At 68.0% G+C, this 17762-nt stretch carries 16 protein-coding genes; 10 read left to right on the top strand and 6 right to left on the bottom strand.

Annotated elements, in window-relative coordinates; genetic code table 11:
* Positions 1-31: 31 nt before the first annotated feature.
* From G4G29_RS13655 to G4G29_RS13640, 4 genes are all read left to right on the top strand, one after another.
* The gene (locus G4G29_RS13655) at positions 32-1045 is read left to right on the top strand and encodes a LacI family DNA-binding transcriptional regulator (protein WP_183150499.1); all 1014 of its coding nucleotides are present in this window, start codon (positions 32-34) and stop codon (positions 1043-1045) included.
* Positions 1046-1303: 258 nt separating this feature from the next.
* A complete protein-coding gene (gene mmsA / locus G4G29_RS13650) occupies positions 1304-2824 on the top strand; it encodes a multiple monosaccharide ABC transporter ATP-binding protein (protein ID WP_274601244.1) in 1521 nt (506 codons plus the stop codon).
* A complete protein-coding gene (gene mmsB / locus G4G29_RS13645; RefSeq protein ID WP_183150498.1) occupies positions 2821-4194 on the top strand; it encodes a multiple monosaccharide ABC transporter permease in 1374 nt (457 codons plus the stop codon). The genes mmsA and mmsB overlap by 4 nt, the downstream gene beginning before the upstream one ends.
* A 59-nt stretch (positions 4195-4253) precedes the next feature.
* Complete coding sequence (locus G4G29_RS13640; RefSeq protein ID WP_183150497.1) at positions 4254-5372, top strand: sugar-binding protein; 1119 nt, start codon at positions 4254-4256, stop codon at positions 5370-5372.
* A 136-nt stretch (positions 5373-5508) separates the two neighbouring features.
* On the opposite strand, the gene G4G29_RS13635 is transcribed toward G4G29_RS13640, so the two are convergent.
* Entirely contained in the window at positions 5509-6897 is a 1389-nt protein-coding gene (locus G4G29_RS13635; protein WP_183150496.1) for an HNH endonuclease signature motif containing protein, read from the bottom strand.
* A 122-nt stretch (positions 6898-7019) separates the two neighbouring features.
* Here G4G29_RS13635 and G4G29_RS13630 point away from each other — a divergent pair, with 122 nt between their 5' ends.
* Positions 7020-7718, top strand: coding sequence for an alpha/beta hydrolase (locus tag G4G29_RS13630; protein WP_274601243.1), 699 nt, complete (start codon positions 7020-7022; stop codon positions 7716-7718).
* 20 nt (positions 7719-7738) lie between these two features.
* Here the strand turns inward: G4G29_RS13630 and G4G29_RS13625 are convergent, their stop codons facing one another.
* A complete protein-coding gene (locus G4G29_RS13625) occupies positions 7739-8647 on the bottom strand; it encodes a spermine synthase (protein ID WP_183150494.1) in 909 nt (302 codons plus the stop codon).
* A gap of 110 nt (positions 8648-8757) precedes the next feature.
* On the opposite strand from G4G29_RS13625, the gene G4G29_RS13620 reads away from it, so the two are divergent.
* Positions 8758-10596 carry an ABC-F family ATP-binding cassette domain-containing protein gene (locus tag G4G29_RS13620; RefSeq protein WP_183150493.1) on the top strand — a complete coding sequence of 613 codons (1839 nt, stop codon included), beginning with the start codon at positions 8758-8760 and terminating at the stop codon, positions 10594-10596.
* Here the strand turns inward: G4G29_RS13620 and G4G29_RS13615 are convergent.
* Genes G4G29_RS13615 through G4G29_RS13605 form a run of 3 tightly spaced genes read right to left on the bottom strand, consistent with a single transcriptional unit; the run spans position 10577 to position 12039 of the window.
* A complete protein-coding gene (locus G4G29_RS13615; RefSeq protein ID WP_183150492.1) occupies positions 10577-11203 on the bottom strand; it encodes a dihydrofolate reductase family protein in 627 nt (208 codons plus the stop codon). The two genes, G4G29_RS13620 and G4G29_RS13615, sit on opposite strands and share 20 nt — an antisense overlap.
* A complete protein-coding gene (locus G4G29_RS13610; protein ID WP_183150491.1) occupies positions 11203-11697 on the bottom strand; it encodes an SRPBCC family protein in 495 nt (164 codons plus the stop codon). Before G4G29_RS13610 ends, G4G29_RS13615 begins: the two co-directional genes overlap by 1 nt.
* A 3-nt stretch (positions 11698-11700) precedes the next feature.
* On the bottom strand, positions 11701-12039 hold the full coding sequence (locus G4G29_RS13605) for a metalloregulator ArsR/SmtB family transcription factor (protein WP_183150490.1): 339 nt from the start codon (positions 12037-12039) through the stop codon (positions 11701-11703).
* A gap of 114 nt (positions 12040-12153) precedes the next feature.
* On the opposite strand from G4G29_RS13605, the gene G4G29_RS13600 reads away from it, so the two are divergent.
* The 4 genes from G4G29_RS13600 to G4G29_RS13585 all read left to right on the top strand — a co-directional run bounded on the left by G4G29_RS13600 (position 12154) and on the right by G4G29_RS13585 (position 16714).
* Positions 12154-13890 (top strand): Na+/H+ antiporter, encoded by a 1737-nt coding sequence (locus G4G29_RS13600; protein ID WP_183150489.1) that lies wholly within the window; start codon positions 12154-12156, stop codon positions 13888-13890.
* 110 nt (positions 13891-14000) lie between these two features.
* Positions 14001-14912 carry a MetQ/NlpA family ABC transporter substrate-binding protein gene (locus tag G4G29_RS13595; protein ID WP_183150488.1) on the top strand — a complete coding sequence of 304 codons (912 nt, stop codon included), beginning with the start codon at positions 14001-14003 and terminating at the stop codon, positions 14910-14912.
* A gap of 99 nt (positions 14913-15011) precedes the next feature.
* Complete coding sequence (locus tag G4G29_RS13590; RefSeq protein WP_183150487.1) at positions 15012-16055, top strand: methionine ABC transporter ATP-binding protein; 1044 nt, start codon at positions 15012-15014, stop codon at positions 16053-16055.
* Positions 16055-16714, top strand: coding sequence for an ABC transporter permease subunit (locus G4G29_RS13585; protein ID WP_183150486.1), 660 nt, complete (start codon positions 16055-16057; stop codon positions 16712-16714). Before G4G29_RS13590 ends, G4G29_RS13585 begins: the two co-directional genes overlap by 1 nt.
* Here the strand turns inward: G4G29_RS13585 and G4G29_RS13580 are convergent.
* The gene (locus tag G4G29_RS13580) at positions 16701-17636 is read right to left on the bottom strand and encodes a pseudouridine synthase (protein ID WP_202045255.1); all 936 of its coding nucleotides are present in this window, start codon (positions 17634-17636) and stop codon (positions 16701-16703) included. The two genes, G4G29_RS13585 and G4G29_RS13580, sit on opposite strands and share 14 nt — an antisense overlap.
* Positions 17637-17762: the final 126 nt, after the last annotated feature.

Genomic DNA, 17762 nt, shown 5'->3' with positions numbered 1-17762 from the left:
ATGTGACCGTGCACAAGCGAGGAGGCACGTGATGGCCACTGCTTCCGAGCGTGCGCGGATGCCGAGCATCCGCGATGTCGCGCGACTCGCGGGGGTCTCGCACCAGACGGTGTCTCGCGTGCTCAACGACCATCCGAGCATCCGCCCGGAGACCAAGGCGAAGGTCCTCGACGCGATCTCGGTCCTCGACTATCGGCCGAACCTCGCCGCGCGCGCCCTGGTCACCAGCAAGTCCAACATGCTCGGCATCCTCTCCGCCACGATCGGGGAGTTCGGTCCCACGTCGTCGATCGCCGGGATCGAGGATGCGGCCCGCGAGGAGGGCTACTCGGTCTCGACGCTGAACCTCGCCGACACGACGCCCGAGGCGATCGGCACCGCGGTCCGGCAGCTCTCGCGGGAGCAGGTCGACGGCATCGTCGTGCTCGCTCCGCAGGTGCGGGTGTTCCATGTCCTCCGGGGCATGAACGTCGACATGCCGTTCGTGACGCTGCAGACCGCGTCGGGCTCGGACGGGGTGAGCCTGTCGGCCGACCAGGTGGCGGGGGCCAGGGCGGCGACGGAGCACCTGATCTCCCTCGGCCACACCGACATCCTGCATCTGGCGGGCCCGCAGGACTGGATCGAGGCGGAGTCGCGCATGCGCGGGTACCTCGACGGTCTGCGGGAGGCCGATCTGCCGACGTTCCCGCCGATCCGCGGCGACTGGACGGCGGACTTCGGCTACTTCGCGGGCAAGGAGCTCTCGCTGCGACGCGACTTCACCGCGGTGTTCGCGGCGAACGACCTCATGGCGATCGGCCTGATGCACGGCTTCCGTGATTCGGGAGTGCGGGTGCCGCATGACGTGAGCGTGATCGGCTTCGACGACATCCCGGTGGCGGCCCACGTGGCGCCGACGCTCAGCACCGTGCATCAGGACTTCCCCGAGTTGGGGCGCCGTGCGGTGCGCATCCTGCTCGCCCAGATCCGCGGCGAGGATGCGCCGGAGTTCGGCCCGCTTCAGACCCTGCTGCGGGCGCGCGAATCCGCCGCGATGCGCTGAGGCGTCCTCGCGCCTCGGCGACCGGTCGAGGGTGTCGAATCCTTTCGATCCTTGCTGTTGCCTGGAGGCCCGGGATCACGCGGATCCCGGCCGTGTCACGGTAGGGATTCGAAATGCCGGCGCCGACTTGACAGAGGTCGCCTCGAAGACGACGATGTACCAATGTGAACGGTCACATCGAAGGTGACCGCACGTCGCGAGGAAAGATCCGTGAGCACTACAGCAACGTTGCCGACCGTGTCAGGCCCGATCCTGGAGATGCGCAGCATCACCAAGGAGTTCCCGGGTGTCAAGGCGCTCGCCGACGTCTCCATCACCGTCCGGGCCGGCGAGATCCACGCGATCTGCGGCGAGAACGGCGCCGGGAAGTCGACCCTCATGAAGGTCCTCTCCGGGGTGTACCCGTACGGGACCTACGAGGGGGAGATCCTGCTCTACGGCGAGGAGCAGCGCTTCAAGGACATCGTCGCCAGCGAGCAGGCGGGTATCGCGATCATCCACCAGGAGCTCGCCCTGATCCCCGAGCTCTCCGTGACGGAGAACATCTTCCTCGGCAACGAGATCCAGCGTGGCGGACGCATCGACTGGCAGGCCCAGAAGGAACGCACGATCGAGCTGCTGGCCCGTGTCGGGCTGAACGAAGACCCCGACGCGCAGATCAAGACCCTCGGGGTCGGCAAGCAGCAGTTGATCGAGATCGCCAAGGCGCTCAACAAAGACGTCAAGCTGCTGATCCTCGACGAGCCGACCGCGGCGCTGAACGAGAACGACTCGCAGCACCTGCTCGACCTGATCCTCGGCCTCAAGGCCAAGGGCATCGCATCGATCATGATCAGCCACAAGCTCAACGAGATCGAGCAGATCGCCGACGAGATCACGATCATCCGCGACGGACGCACGGTCGAGACGCTCGACATCTCGCGCGGTGAGATCAACGAAGACCGCATCATCCGCGGCATGGTCGGTCGCTCGCTCGAGAGCCGGTACCCCGACCGCACGCCCGAGATCGGCGACGTGTTCTTCGAGGTCAAGGACTGGTGGGTGCAGCATCCGACCGTCGCGGAGCGCATGGTCGTCAAGGGCTCGAGCATCGACGTCCGTCGCGGCGAGGTCGTCGGCATCGCCGGGCTCATGGGCGCGGGGCGCACCGAGTTCGCGATGAGCATCTTCGGCCGGTCGTACGGCACGTTCCTGTCGGGCACGATGATCAAGGACGGTCAGGAGATCGCTCTCCACGACGTGTCGGCGGCCATCAAGCACGGGCTCGCCTACGTGAGCGAAGACCGCAAGGTGCTCGGGCTCAATCTGCTCGACACCATCAAGCGGTCGATCGTCGCCGCGAAGCTCTCGAAGATCGCGAGGCGCGGCGTGGTCGACGCCCGCGAGGAGTTCTCGGTGGCCGAGCGCTATCGCAAGGCGCTGCGCATCAAGACGCCCTCGGTCGAGGAGGGCGTCGGCAAGCTGTCCGGCGGAAACCAGCAGAAGGTCGTGCTGGCGAAGTGGATGTTCACCGACCCCGACCTGCTGATCCTCGATGAGCCGACGCGCGGCATCGACGTGGGCGCCAAGTACGAGATCTACGCGATCATCAACGAGCTCGCGGCGCAGGGCAAGGGCGTCATCGTCATCTCCAGCGAGCTCCCCGAGCTCCTGGGCATCTCCGACCGCATCTACACCGTCTTCGAAGGTCGGGTCACCGACTGCATCCCGGCCGACCAGGCGACGCCCGAGGACCTCATGCGCAGCATGACCTCCACGAACCAGAAAGCATCCGCATGACCACCGACACCACCGCAACGAAGCGCGGCTTCCACTTCAAGGACATCACGAAGATGTTCGGGGGCGGCCAGTCGACCCTCCGCCAGTTCGGCATCCTCGGCAGCCTCGTCGTGATCCTGGTCGTCTTCCAGGTCCTCACCTGGATCGTCAAGGGCACCGGCCTGACGCTCTCGTCCGGCAACCTGATCAACGTCGTCAACCAGTACTCGTACATCCTGATCCTCGCGATCGGCATGGTGATGGTCATCATCATGGGTCACATCGACCTCTCGGTCGGCTCGGTCGCCGCGTTCACAGGCATCGTGGTGGCGAAGGCGATGGCCGACTGGAACCTCCCCTGGCCGCTCGGCGTGCTCCTCGGCCTCGGGGTCGGTGTTCTCGTCGGAGCCTGGCAGGGGTTCTGGGTCGCCTATGTCGGGGTTCCCGCGTTCATCGTGACACTCGCAGGCATGCTGTTCTTCCGCGGCGCGAACCAGTGGGTCGGAGACTCGCAGTCGGTCCCCGTGCCCGAGGGCTTCAAGGTGATCGGCGCGGGGTATCTGCCTGAGCTGTCGTTCATCCCCGTGCCCTTCAACGTGCTCACCATGGTCCTCGCGCTCGTCGGAGCCCTGTGGATCGTGTTCTGGGAGATCCGCACCCGCCGCATCCAGCGCAAGATGGGCGCGGACATGGCGCCGCTGTGGGTGAGCGTCACCAAGGTCGTGCTCATCTCCGCCGTCATCCTCATCGCGGGATGGCTCTTCGCGACGGGCCGTGAGGGCACCAGCTTCCCGATCTCGGGCGTCATCCTGCTCGCCCTCGTGATCCTGTACTCCTTCATCACGAACAACACCGTGTTCGGCCGCCACATCTACGCGGTCGGCGGCAACCGGCAGGCTGCGCGCCTGTCGGGCGTGAAGGACCGCTGGGTCGACTTCTTCGTGATGATGAACATGTCGGTCCTCGCCTCGCTCGCCGGCATGATCTACGTCGCCAGGGCCACGGCATCGGGGCCGCAGGACGGCAACGGGTGGGAGCTCGACGCGATCGCCTCGGTGTTCATCGGCGGCGCCGCCGTCTCCGGCGGCATCGGAACCGTGATCGGGTCGATCATCGGTGGTCTCGTGATGGCGTTCCTCAACAACGGCCTCGCGCTGCTGGGCGCGGGCGCCGACGTGGTCTCGATGATCAAGGGTCTCGTGCTGCTGTTCGCCGTCGGCGTCGACGTGTGGAACAAGCAGCAGGGGCGCCCGTCGATCATCGGCTTCCTGACGCGCCGGTTCGGAAGCAAGCAGGATCCGGCGACCGACACGTTCGATCCGACCAAGGCGAACTACCCCACCAGTCAGAAGTACGAAGCCCCCGCCGTCGAAGAGACGCGCGGAAAGTAGGGGTCGACTCGCGTGCCGCACGCGTGACGAGACCTTCACACACCAGAGAAAGAGATCACATGAAGAAGATTCTTCTGTCGGCGACAGCGCTTGTCGTCGCGGGCGCCTTCGCCCTCACCGGCTGCTCTTCGGAGCGCGGCGGTGACACCGGATCCGGAGCGGGGGAGGAGACCGCCAAGGGCTTCGCCGCCGATGCCACGATCGGTGTCGCCCTTCCCGACAAGACCTCGGAGAACTGGGTCCTCGCCGGTCAGCTGTTCACGGATGGTCTCGAGAAGGCCGGCTTCAAGGCCGACGTGCAGTACGCGCCGGCCAGCAACACGGTCGCCGAGCAGCAGAACCAGATCCAGGCGATGGTCACCGGTGGAGCCAAGGTCATCATCATCGGCGCGAAGGACGGCAAGCAGCTCGCGACCCAGGTCGAAGCCGCCCATGACGCCGGTGTCGCCGTCATCGCCTACGACCGTCTGATCGAGAACACGAAGGCGGTGGACTACTACGTCGCGTTCGACAACTTCGAGGTCGGAAAGCTCCAGGGGCAGGCGCTGCTCGACGGGCTCGCCGAGCGTGCAGGACATGAGGCTCCGTACAACATCGAGCTGTTCTCCGGTTCGCCGGACGACGCGAACTCGGCCGTGTTCTTCAACGGCGCCATGGAGGTGTTGCAGCCGAAGATCGACGACGGCACGCTCAAGGTCGTCTCCGGTCAGACCGAGATCTCGCAGACCGCGACCGAGGGGTGGAAGCCCGAGAACGCACAGCGCCGCATGGACTCGATCCTCACGTCGACGTACGGCTCGGAGGCGCTCGACGGCGTCCTCTCCCCGAACGACACGCTCGCTCGCGCGATCATCACGTCGGTGCAGGGCGCGGGCAAGGATGTCCCGGTCGTCACGGGTCAGGACTCCGAGGTCGAGTCGGTCAAGTCGATCATGGAGGGCATCCAGTACTCCACGATCAACAAGGACACCACGCTGCTCGTGGAGCAGGCCATCAAGATGGTCGGCCAGCTGCAGAAGGGTGAAGAGGTCGACGTCAACGACACCGAGCAGTACGACAACGGCGTCAAGGTCGTTCCCTCCTACCTGCTGCCTCCGGTCATCGTCACCAAGGAGAACGCGGCCGAGGCCTACGCCAACGTCCCGAGCCTCCTCGAGATCGTGAAGTCGTACGAGTAAGCGGCCACGCCGCAGTCGTCCTCACGGACATGCGAACCGTCCGGGCCTTCGGGTCCGGGCGGTTCGTCGTCTCTCGGCAGGGCGGTTCGTCGCGACCCACGGACGGCGCACCGCGCACCGGGGAACGGCCCTGGTCTCAGAACGGCGTCAGCGCCGGTTCCACGCTCGCCGGGGCCGCGGTGAACGTCACCGTGTTCTGCGGTGGCGGCCGGTCGATGTAGGTGCGCCCGGTCGGACCCGTCCACTCCAGCACTCCGCCGGGGCGCTGGTCGACGTGCCAGGGGGAGTGGTGCTTGAGCATGTGATGTCGGCGGCAGAAGGCGGAGAGGTTCGTGTCCGACGTCGCCCCACCGGTCGAGGCGGCGTGATTGTGATCGAGGTCGCATTTCCGCGCCGCGATCCCGCACCCCGGGAACCGGCAGCGCTGATCCCGCGCGCGCAGATGTCGCCGCAGCTGCTCGCTCGGACGGTAACGGTCGACCGCGAGCAGCGCGCCGGAGATCGGATGCGTCAGCACCCGATCCCACCCGACAGCAGAACCGGCGAGTGTGCGGGCGGTCAGCGCGTCGATCGGCACCGTGCCGTCGAGCTCGGCCGGGGTGTCGATGCCGAGGAACCCGCTGCCGAGGAACCCGCTGCCGAGGAACCCGATGCCGAGGTGTCGTCGTCCATCAACGTCAGCACCGGCACCGTGACCTCGACCCTGGCGCGGATCTCGCCCAGCAGGCTCTCCGTGGTCTCGTGACCCGCGGGGCGCCGGTGAGCGCGAGGTCGACCAGGAGATCTGCGCGGAGCTGATCCACCGTGCGTCCATCGACGGGTCCACCGTCGTCCGTGCCGGAAACACCATCCGTGGCGGCATCCTCGACGCTCGGGTGCTCTCCTCCTGCACCGCATGCGCCATCTGCGACAACCGGTCGAACATGCCGTGCAGCAGCACCGCGGGACCTCGCGCCCCGAGTTCGGCCATCCCGTCGTCGAGATCCTTCACCCACACGCGCCGCAACTCACGGGCATCGCGATGGCGCTCGGTGATGCTGCGCTCCTGGAACCGTTCCGCGATGCGCCGCGCCATCCGCCGCAGCCTGTTGGGCGACTCGTGCACGGCGAGCTCGACCACCTCGGCGGCGTAGGCGGCACGGTCGGTGTCGTCGTCGAGATGTGCTCCCGCCTCGACGATCACCCGCGCGTGCGCGGCGGTGATCCTCCCCTCGCCCTGTGCCTGCCACACGGTGGGGAACCGCTCCACCAGCCAGGAGGCCTCCGCCATCCGGCGCTCGATCGTGCGGTCGCTCACATGCTGCGCCGCACCGATCTCGGCCGCCACCGTGCGGATCGCCATGTCGCCGTGATCGGGATGCGCCGCCGCACGCGCGATGTCGACGGCGAGGCGCCCCGCCATCGCGAGCATGCCGTCGCGGGCCGCGTGCATGCTGCTCAGCGTCGCCTCCGCGGCCTCCAACGACGCGACCAGATCGGCGAGCATCGCCAGCTGGGCGTCGGTCGCGTCGAGCAGTGCGGTCATGACGACAGTCCATCACAGGCCACCGACATTCGAAGAAAGCTTCGAGGAGATCTCCGCTGCGAGATCGTCACGAAACGGTAACGACCGTGATTGACTGAACCGGATGCTCCTCCACGCACTCGATATCGGCGAAGGCCCCCGCACGGCCGTCCTGCTCCACGGCCTCATGGGTTCGAGCGAGCTGGTGGCGCGTCGTCCCGCGCCTCGTGGACCGCGGTCGTCGGGTGATCGCGCTCGACCTCCCCGGTCATGGCCTCTCGCCCCGGGATCCGGAGCTCACGATCGAGCGGGCGGCGTCGGCCGTCGTGGACACGGTGCGCGTTCTGGCTCCCGGCGGGCCGGTCGACGCCATCGGCCACTCGTACGGGGCCACGGTGCTGGCTGCGGCCGCGGAGCAGCTGCGCCCCGACCTCGCGGTCTATGTCGACGCCGCGCTCGTCCTCGCCGGGGGCGCCGACAGACACGCGCTCACGGCCGCGTACGCGCAGGATCGGCTCCTGCGGATGTCGCCGGACGGACTCAGAGCGACCCGACCGTTCTCCTCGGAGAGGGATGCCGAGGTGGAGGCACGTGCGGCCGCGCGCTTCGACCCGGCGACCTCGGCATCCGTCTCCTGCGGTCCAGACCAGGCGTGGGAGGCGGTGCCGGGGTCGATCGTGATCCGCGCCGATCCGAGCGCCTGGGTCACCGATCAGGATGCGCGTCGGTTCGAGCAGGGCGGGGTCGAGGTGCGCAGCGTCCCCGGCGCCGCACACACGATCTGGTACAGCCACTTCGACGAGTTCACCGCGTCGCTCCCCGAGATGTTCGGCGGGCGCTGACTCCGCCGCCCCGCGAAGTTCTAGTCCCAGAGCGGGTCGTCGGGGTCGGGGGAGTCCGTGCCGTCGGCGTCGGTCATGATGCGTGCTCCGGCGAACCATGACGTCAGACCGTCGGCGTGGAGCATGTGCGGTCTCGGTGTGCCGAGAAGGTCGGGGGTCGTCACGACGTCCAGCGGGTCATCGCTCGCGAAGATCACGACGTTGCCGAGCGGACCCTCGTCATCGTCCGGTTCCGCGTCGAGGACGACGGCGACGTGGGTGAAGACGGAGTTCAGGGTGGCCGCCTGTCGCCGCGAGTACTCGAACGGATGCCCGTCGAGCAGATTCACGGCCACGACTCCGTCTGCGGCGGCGCGTGCGGCGACCCGGCGGTAGAACTCCTGGCTGGCCACACGGTGTCGGATGACGGCGGCATCCCAGAGATCGACGACGGTGAAGCGCGCATCCACCCACTCGGTGTCGACCGCGGTGCGCCCGACCGCCGCGGCGCCGAGCGTGGGGGTCGGGGATGCCGGCATCGACGACAGGGACCCGTCTGGAAGCTCCGCATCGGCGACCGCTCGCGCATCGCCGAAGATGACTCGCAGATCGGCGGTGGCAGGCAGGGGCAGCGCGGCGATCACCGCTTCGTACAGAGCAGGCTCGAACTCGACCACGAGCTGCGGCGATCCGGTTCGCGTGGCCTCGACGTAGCGTGCCAGCGTGAGCGCTCCGGCTCCCAGATGCACCGTGAAAAGCGGAGCGCCGGGCTCGGCCGCAGCATCGATCGCCCTGGCGATGTGCCGGATGTAGGCGTAGTCGAGTGCGGTGGGATCGGTCATCGAGACGACCGACTGCGGGATTCCGTCGACGCTGAGTTCGTAGCGACCGGGTCGCTTCCGCGACTGCACCAGCTTCGCCTCGCGGCCGTCGAGCATGAGCGAGAACATCCGGCGATTCCTTGGCACCCGTCGATCTTAGGTCGGGCAGTGCCGGTCGGAGTCCGCCTGCCGCGGAACCGGCCGTCGCGCCCGTCATCCCCGACTACCCTTGAGGGAACATGGCACATCTTCTGGGGGCTGAAGCCCTGCACCTCGAATATCCGACCAGAGTCGTCTTCGACTCCGTGACCCTGGGAATCGAGGAGGGTGACCGCATCGGCATCGTCGGCCGCAACGGCGACGGCAAGTCCAGCCTCCTCGGGATGCTCGCCGGCATCAAAGAGCCCAACTCCGGCCGCGTCACGGTGCGGGGCGGCACGCGCATCGGAGTCCTCGACCAGGCAGACACCCTTCCCGACGACCTGACGATCAGCGCCGCCGTCGTCGGCGACACCCCGGAGTACGAGTGGGCGGGAGACGCGCGCATCCGCGACGTGATCGACGGACTCCTCACCGATCTGCCGTGGGATGCCGAGATCGGCTCGCTCAGCGGTGGCCAGCGGCGACGCGTCTCCCTCGCCAAGCTGCTCACCGGCGACTGGGACGTCATCGCCCTCGACGAGCCGACGAACCACCTCGACGTCGAGGCGATCACGTGGCTCGCCGCGCACCTCAAGAAGCGCTGGTCGCCGAACTCGGGCGCCCTCATGGTCGTCACCCACGACCGGTGGTTCCTCGACGAGATCTGCACTGAGACGTGGGAGGTGCACGACCGCATCGTCGAGCCCTTCGAGGGCGGCTACGCGGCGTACATCCTGCAGCGCGTCGAACGCGATCGGATGGCCGCCGCCACCGAGGCGAAGCGTCAGAACCTCGCCAAGAAGGAGCTCGCGTGGCTCCGGCGCGGCGCGCCGGCGCGCACGGCCAAGCCCAAGTTCCGCATCGACGCGGCGAACGAGCTCATCGCCGACGTGCCGGAGATCCGCGACACGGTGTCGCTGCAGTCCCTCGCCGTCTCGCGCCTCGGCAAGGACGTGGTGGATCTGCTCGACGTCGGAGTGACCTACCCCACCGCGGACGGAGGCGAGAAGGTCGTCCTCAAGGACGTCGAATGGCGCATCGCGCCGGGGGAGCGCACGGGCATCCTTGGGGTGAACGGCGCAGGCAAGTCCACGCTGCTCGGGCTCATCGCCGGCACCGTGGAACCGACAGTGGGGCGTGTCAAGCGCGGCACGACCGTGAACGTGAAGACCCTGACGCAGCGTCTCGACGAGCTCGACCAGTACTGGAAGGACCCGGTGCGGGTGGTCATCTCCGGCCTGCGCACCTCGTACACCCTCGGCGCCGGCTCCAAGGCGCAGGACCTCACGCCAGGGCAGCTGCTCGAACGCCTCGGCTTCTCGTCGGCGCAGCTGTCGACGCCGGTCAAAGACCTCTCGGGTGGGCAGCAGCGCCGTCTGCAGCTGCTCCTCGTCCTTCTGGAACAGCCGAACGTGCTGATCCTCGACGAGCCCACGAACGACATGGACACCGACATGTTGGCCGCGATCGAGGACCTGCTCGACTCCTGGTCGGGCACGCTGCTGGTGGTCAGCCATGACCGCTACTTCCTGGAGCGGGTCACCGACCAGCAGTACGCGATCCTTCCCGGTCCGGACGGCGCTGGCCACCTGCGCCACCTTCCCGGCGGGGTGGACGAGTACCTGCGCCTGCGGGAGCGGCAGGACGCCGCGACCCCGAAGCAGACCGCGACCGCTGCGGCGACGGCGACATCGAGCGCGGCCGCCAAGGGCCTGGACGGTGCCGCCCTGCGCGCGGCGCAGAAAGAGGTGTCGGCCCTCGAGCGACGCATCCAGAAGCTCACCCAGCAGGTCAACGCCGCCAAGAGCGCCCTCGCCGATCACGACCAGTCGGACTATGAAGGACTGGGCGAGCGGATGAAGAAGATCGGCGAGCAGCAGGCCGAGATCGAAGAGCTGGAGCTGCGCTGGTTCGAACTCACCGAGGAGATCGGCTGACCCGGTAGCGAAGGTGCGTGGTGCTCGGCGAAGGCTCCGCTTCTCGCAGCTCGAGGACCACCCGCTTCGGGTCCACACCGTCGAAGAGGCGGATGCCGCGGCCGAACAGCACCGGCGAGAGCGCCACGTGGAACTCATCCACCAGGCCGGCGTTGAGACACTGCACGATCGTCGCGGCGCCGCCCGCGATACGCACGTCCCGTGGTCCGGCAGCTGCGCGCGCACGTTCGAGTGCCGCCTCGATGCCGTCGTTCACGAAATGGAACGTCGTCCCTCCCCGGCGCTCCCACGGCGCACGCTCCTCGTGCGTCACGACGAAGACCGGGGTGTGGAACGGCGGATCGTCCGGCCACGCGTGCTCGCCGGCGTCGAACATACGCTTGCCCATCACGCTCGCGCCGGTGCGCTCGAAGGTCTCGCGCACGATGTCGTTGTCGCGGCCCTCCTCGCCGCCGTCGCCGAGCTTCAGGTTCTCGCGGAAGTGCCTCTGACGGAAGACCCACTTCTGCAGCTCCATCCACTGCTGTCCCATCAGCTCTTCCGGGGAGTCGGGGGCGATGTAGCCGTCCAGCGACATCGAGACGCTGAAGAACACGGTGCCGGCCATCAGTCGAGTCCTCCATCCCGCACGAGCTCGCCGACGTACCCGGCCAGACTCGCCAGCGTCTGTCGACCGCCCTCGATCGCCCCGTGCTTCTCGACCGCCGCATCGCGCAGCGCCGGGGTCGCGAAGACGGTGAGCATCTCGATCCGGGTCCTCTCCCCGTCTGCCGTGAAGGTGAGGACCGACTCGAACGCATCGGGGTCGTCGCGATGCTCGCCGTGCCGAAGGGCGATCCGCGACGGCGGCTCGATCGCGGTCCACACGATCCACTCGGGGTAGTCGGTGCCGTCGGGCCCGTGCATCACGAACACCCATTCGCCGCCGACGCGGAACTCGAACGATCGCGTGCTGGTGGTGAACCCGGTGGGGCCCCACCAATGCGAGAGGTGCCGCACTTCGGTGAAGGCCTCGAACACCAGCTCCCGTGGCGCGTCGATCACTCTCGAGACCACGATCTCCCGCTCGGCCGTCGGGGCCATCCGTCCTGTCGTCTGCATCCGCTAGTCCTGCCTCTCGTTCTTGAGTTCCTGCACATATGCGTCCAGTCGGTCGAAGCTCTCGCTCCAGAACCGCTCGAATCCGCCCGACCACTCGTGCACCGCTCGCAGGCCGCGGGCGTCCAGGGCGTAGAGGCGCTGCTTGCCCGCTCGGCGGTCCCGGACCAGGCCCACTTCTCGGAGCACGCGAAGGTGCTTCGACGTGCCCGGCTGGGACATGCCCAAGTCCTCCGACAGCGCTGTCGCGGCTCGTTCGCCGTCGCGCAGCAGGGTCAGGATCTGCCGACGCCGAGGCTCGGCGATCGCATTGAACACATCCGAGGTCGTCGCTGCTCGTGCCATGAGAGCAACATATACCCATATGGGAAAGTGTGTCCAGCGGCAACCGGGCCGACGCCGCAGAGGAGATCCGCCGCCGGAGGAATATCCTTCTCTCACCGCTGTTGGGAGGTAGGAATGGAAGGCCTCGAAGTAACAGTCCTGCTCGGACTCACGATTCTCGTCGGAACCCTGATCGCCCCGCGCGTGCGTCTCGCGCTGCCCCTCGTCCTGGTCATCTTCGGTCTGCTGCTCGGCTTCGTCCCGCAGCTGCGCGAGGTGCAGCTGCCGCCGGAGACGGTGCTGCTGCTGTTCCTCCCCGTGATGCTCTTCTGGGAGAGCCTGACCACGTCGCTGCGATCGATCCGCCGCGACTTCCGCTACATCCTCCCGATGAGCACGGTGCTCGTGGTCGCCTCGGCGTTCGCGGTCGCCGGCATCGGCGTGCTCTTCGGGATGCCGTGGGAGATCGCCCTCATCCTCGGCGCAGCCGTCGCGCCACCGGATGCCACCGCCGTCGCGGCGCTCGGACGACTGCTGCCGCGGCGTATGTTCATGAAGCTCAAGGCCGAGAGCCTCACCAACGACGGCACGGCCCTGGTGCTGTATGCCATCGCGGTGTCGCTCGCGCTCGGCGGTCAGATCACCCCGCTGTCGGTCACGCTCGATGTGCTGATCTCGTACGTCGGCGGTATCGCGGCGGGTGTGGTGATCGCGGGACTCGGCTACCTGCTGCTGCGCCGCACGTCCTCGACCATCGTGATCAACGTCGCTCTGCTGCTGATCCCGTTCACCGCCTTCCTCGCCGCCGAGATGGTGCACGCCTCAGGTGTTCTGGCCGTCGTGGTCGCCGGGCTCATCGTCGCGTACGTGTCGCCGCGGGTCACGACGGCCTCGTCCCGACGACAGGCCGATGCGGCGTGGCCGTTCGGGGTCTTCCTGCTCAACGGCGCGCTGTTCGTGCTGATCGGCCTCGAAGTGCAGTACGTCGCGCACGAGATCTCGGCCGCGGCGATCGGACGACTCGTGCTCATCACGCTCGCCGTGTGGGTGACGCTGCTGGTCGTGCGATACGTGTTCCAGCTGCTGAACGTGATCTTCCAGCGGCAGTCCGGTCCACGGCCGGCACCCGGATCCCGCGCCCGCGCGAGGGCGGTCTCCACGATCGCGGGGATGCGCGGTGCGGTGTCGCTGGCGATCGCGCTGTCCGTGCCGGTCAGCATCACGGAGGGTGGCGCCATCAACGGACGCGATGAGATCGTGTTCGTCACCGCCGGCGTCATCCTGCTGAGCCTCCTGGTGCAGGGCCCCCTGCTGCCGGCCGCCGTGCGGTGGGCGAGGTTCCCCGTCGACCACGTGGAGGACGAGGAGTACGAACTCGCCGAGCGCGCGATCTCCGGAGCGGCCCTCGCCGCCCTCGACGACCTCGCCGCCGAGCACGGGATCGGGCAGGAGGTCCGCGACCGCGTGCGTTCCGAGGGGTATCAGATGCTGGAGTTCGCGAACGCGCGCACACTCGCGCGGGAGCAGGCTCTGGTCGACGCGGAGGCCGAGGCCTTGGACGACATGCTCGGCGAGCCCGACCCGTACGGCATCGGCGGCGGAGGAGCCCCGCAGACCACGGACGAGGACGCCACCGACGGCACGGTGCTGCAGATCATCGCGACATCGACCGACGTCGATCTGGCCCAGCGCTCGCCGCTGATCCGTCACGAGGAGCACACGCGCCTCAAGCTCGCCCTCATCGACCGCAAGCGCGAAGTGCTGCTGGGACTGCGCGGCGCCGGGACGGTCGACGACATCGTCGTCCGGCGCATCTCCGCCCGACTCGACCTCGAGCAGGTACGCCTGCAGGGGATCGAGGAGTACGACTGAACCTCGTCGTGGCGCCCCGTCCTGGCTGTGACGCCGTGTGACACACGATTCCGCGTGCGCGGCACGGCCTGTCTAACGTATTCGAGTCCCCCAAGAGAGGAACTCCTTCCATGTCACGCCGTACCACCTCCATCATCGCCGCGCTCGCCGTGGTCCCGCTCTTCGTCGCGCTCGCAGGCTGCGCCACGGGAACCTCCGACACCGGCTCAGGGAGCGAGGGGTCGTCCGAGAACGAGGTCGTCAAGGTCGGCGTCGTCGGCAAGGGCGACGAGCAGTGGCCGGCCTTCGTCGAGGCCGCCGCCGACGAGGGCATCACGGTCGAACTGGTCGACTTCGGCTCGTACGAGCAGCCGAACCCGGCTCTCACCGAGGGCGAGATCGACCTCAACCAGTTCCAGCACATCGTGTACCTGGCCGAGTACAACAACGCCTCCGGTTCCGACCTCACCCCGATCGGATCGACCGCGATCTACCCGCTCGGGCTGTACTCGAAGAAGTACGACGACGTCGACAGCATCCCGAAGGGCGAGACCGTCGCCGTCCCGGATGACGCCTCCAACCAGGCTCGCGCACTGAACGTGCTGCAGCAGGCAGGGCTCGTCGAGCTCAAGAGCGGCGGCACCCCGTACTCCGACCTCGCCGACGTCGACACCGACAAGTCCAAGGTCCAGGTCAAGGCGCTCGAGGCCGCGCTCATCCCGACGTCGCTGCCCGACGTCGCCGCAGCGATCATCAACAACGACTTCGTGCAGGACGCAGGACTCACGTTCGAAGACGCGATCGCGCAGGACGACCCCGAGGACCCCAGCGCGCTGCCGTACGTGAACATCTTCGCCGCCCGCGCGGAAGACGCCGACAACGAGACGTACCTCAAGCTCGTCGAGATCTTCCAGACGAACGAGGCCGTCCAGAAGGGCCTGCTCGAGTCGTCGGGCGGCACCGCCGTCGCACTGCAGACGCCGGTCGAGGATCTGGTCGCATCGCTCGAGAAGGTCCAGGCGGACGCCGAAGCCAGCAAGTAGCGGGCGAGGGGAACTCCACCCCCCGCCCGATGAGGGAGAATCGGGTGGCGCGACACGCGTCACCCGATTCTTCGTTCCCGAAGCAGACCGGAGCAGCACATGCCGATCGTCACCCTGACGAACGTCTCCAAGACCTATCCCTCCCGCACCCGTGGCGAGTCCGAGATCGTCGCCGTGGATGACGTCACCCTCTCGATCGAGAAGGGCGACGTCTTCGGCATCATCGGGTACTCCGGTGCGGGCAAGTCCACGCTCGTGCGGCTGATCAACGCGCTCGAACCCGCGACGAGCGGCACGATCACCGTCGACGGGGTCGACATCACCGCCCTCAAGGAGCGCGATCTGCGCCGGGTCCGCGGGGGCATCGGCATGATCTTCCAGCAGTTCAACCTGTTCTCGTCGCGGACGGTCAAGGCGAACATCGCGTACCCGCTCACCCTCGCCGGGTGGTCGAAGCCCGATATCGAGGCGCGCGTGACGGAGCTGTTGTCGTTCGTCGGGCTCTCCGACAAGGCGAAGGCCTACCCGGAGCAGCTCTCCGGTGGCCAGAAGCAGCGCGTCGGCATCGCCCGCGCGCTCGCCACCAAGCCCGCGATCCTCCTCGCCGATGAGGCCACGAGCGCACTCGACCCGCAGACGACGCACGAGGTACTCGACCTGCTGGGGCGCGTCAACCGGGAGCAGGGCGTCACGATCGTGGTGATCACGCACGAGATGGACGTCATCCAGACCATCGCCACCAGAGTGGCCGTGATGGAGAACGGTCGAGTGATCGAGAACGGCGAGGTGTTCGACGTGTTCTCCGCGCCGCAGAATCCCGCGTCCCAGCGGTTCGTCGGCACGGTCGTGAAGGGTGTGCCGTCGCCTTCGGAGCTCGCGGTGCTGCGGGAGCGGCATCGCGGTCGCCTCGTGACGTTCTCGTTCCGCGACGGCGACTCCTCGCAGGCGCAGGTGTTCCTCGACCTCGCCGCCGCCGGCCTCGACTTCGAACTCGTGTTCGGTGGCATCAACGACATCCGCGGCCGGGCCTTCGGGCACCTGACGTTGGCGATCCGCGGCGACGCCGCCGCGATCGACCGCGCACTCGCGGGTATCGGCGAGCGGGTCGAAGTCACCGAGATCGCCGGAGAGGAGGCGCGCTGATGGACCGCCTGAACGAACTGTGGCCCGAGCTGTGGGCGGCCGCCCTCGAAACGCTGTACATGACGACGTTCGCCCTCCTGCTCGGCGGCGTGCTCGGGCTGGCGATCGGCGTCATCCTCTATGTCACGCGACCCGGTGGTCTCGTCGAGAACAAGACTGTCGCGCTCATCGCCAACCTGGGGGTGAACTTCTTCCGTCCGATCCCGTTCGTGCTGTTCGTGGCCGTCGCCCAGCCGTTCGCGCGGGCCGTGGTCGGCGTGGGCATCGGCACGACGGCCGGCGCCTTCATCATCGCCCTGGCTGCCGCGTTCGCGATCGGCCGTATCGTCGAGCAGCACCTGGTCTCGGTGTCTCCTGGGGTGATCGAGGCGGCGCGCGCGATGGGCGCCGGCCCCTGGCGCATCCTGTTCACGGTCGCGATCCCGGAGTCGCTCGGACCGTTGATCCTCGGCTACACGTTCATCGTGGTCGCGCTGATCGACATGACGGCGATGGCGGGTCTGATCGGCGGCGGCGGTCTCGGTGCGTTCGCGCAGATCTATGGCTTCCGTCAGTTCGAACCGGTCGTCATGTGGACGGCGATCGTGCTGATCGTGGTCTTCGTGCACCTCGTGCAGATCCTCGGGACGCGGCTCGCCCGCAAGGTCATGCGTCGCTGAGGGGCGCTCCGGCGCCCGGTGCCTCCTGCAGGGTGCGCCGCGTGGTGAACACCCGGTCCGCGCCGGTGAGCGGGTCGACGAAGCGCAGCTCTCTCGCGAGCAGCTGGAGCGGGCGGTCGAAGTCGTCCGGCAGATCGTCGAGCAGGTCAGGGTAGAAGCGGTCGTTCAGGATGCCGATGCCGAGGGCGGCGAGGTGCACGCGCAGTTGATGCATCTTGCCGCTGTGCGGTCGCAGCAGGGTGTGCACCACGTTGTCGTCGGAGCCGATCAGGTCGATGAGCGTCTCGGCGTTCGGCTCCCTGGCGTCGTCGACCTGTACGCGCACCTGACTGCGCGGCTTCTCGATGTGGTTCCGGTAAACGACCGGGAACGAGGGGAGCGGGCCGGCGGGGAGGGCCGACACCGCCTCGTACACCTTCTGCACCTGGCGGTTCTCGAACAGGAGCTGGTATGCGCCCCGGGTCGCCGGGCGCGACGAGAACATGAGCAGCCCGGCCGTCGCCCTGTCGAGGCGGTGGATCGGCGCGAGGTCGGGGTTGTCGAGGAGATTTCGCAGGCGGATCAGCGCCGAGTTCTGCAGGAACTTGCCCCCTGGCGTCGTCGGCAGGAAGTGCGGCTTGTCGACCACCACGAGATGGTCGTCCTGGTGCAGGATCTCGAGCTCGAACGGGATGCGGGTCTCGACCGCGGGCTCGCGGTAGTACCAGACGAACTCCACGCTGCCCAGCGGGGCGTCGCGGGGAACGGCCGATCCGTCGGCGGTCACGATCTCGCCGCGGTCGAAGCGCTCGAGCAGTCGCTCCGGGTCGAGATGGAAGAAGCGCTCGACCATGTACGCGGCCACCGTCGGCCACACGCCTCGCAACGGCACGTGCAGTCGTGTCGCTCCGACGCCGTCGCGCACGGGGAGGGGAGAGGGCATGCCCATCGGTCGGCCTCCGGGGAACGGCGTCGCTGGTCGCGAACGGGATCCTTCCACCCTAAGCGACCGGCGTGCCGGCCCCGGTCCTATGCCCCGGTTCCCGAGTCGGCTCGCTGAGACCGGAGC

The sequence above is a fragment of the Microbacterium sp. Se63.02b genome (genome assembly GCF_014171575.1).
Lineage (GTDB): Bacteria > Actinomycetota > Actinomycetes > Actinomycetales > Microbacteriaceae > Microbacterium.
Note: the sequence above shows the minus strand (reverse complement) of the source record. Positions and strands in the feature narration are given on the sequence as shown.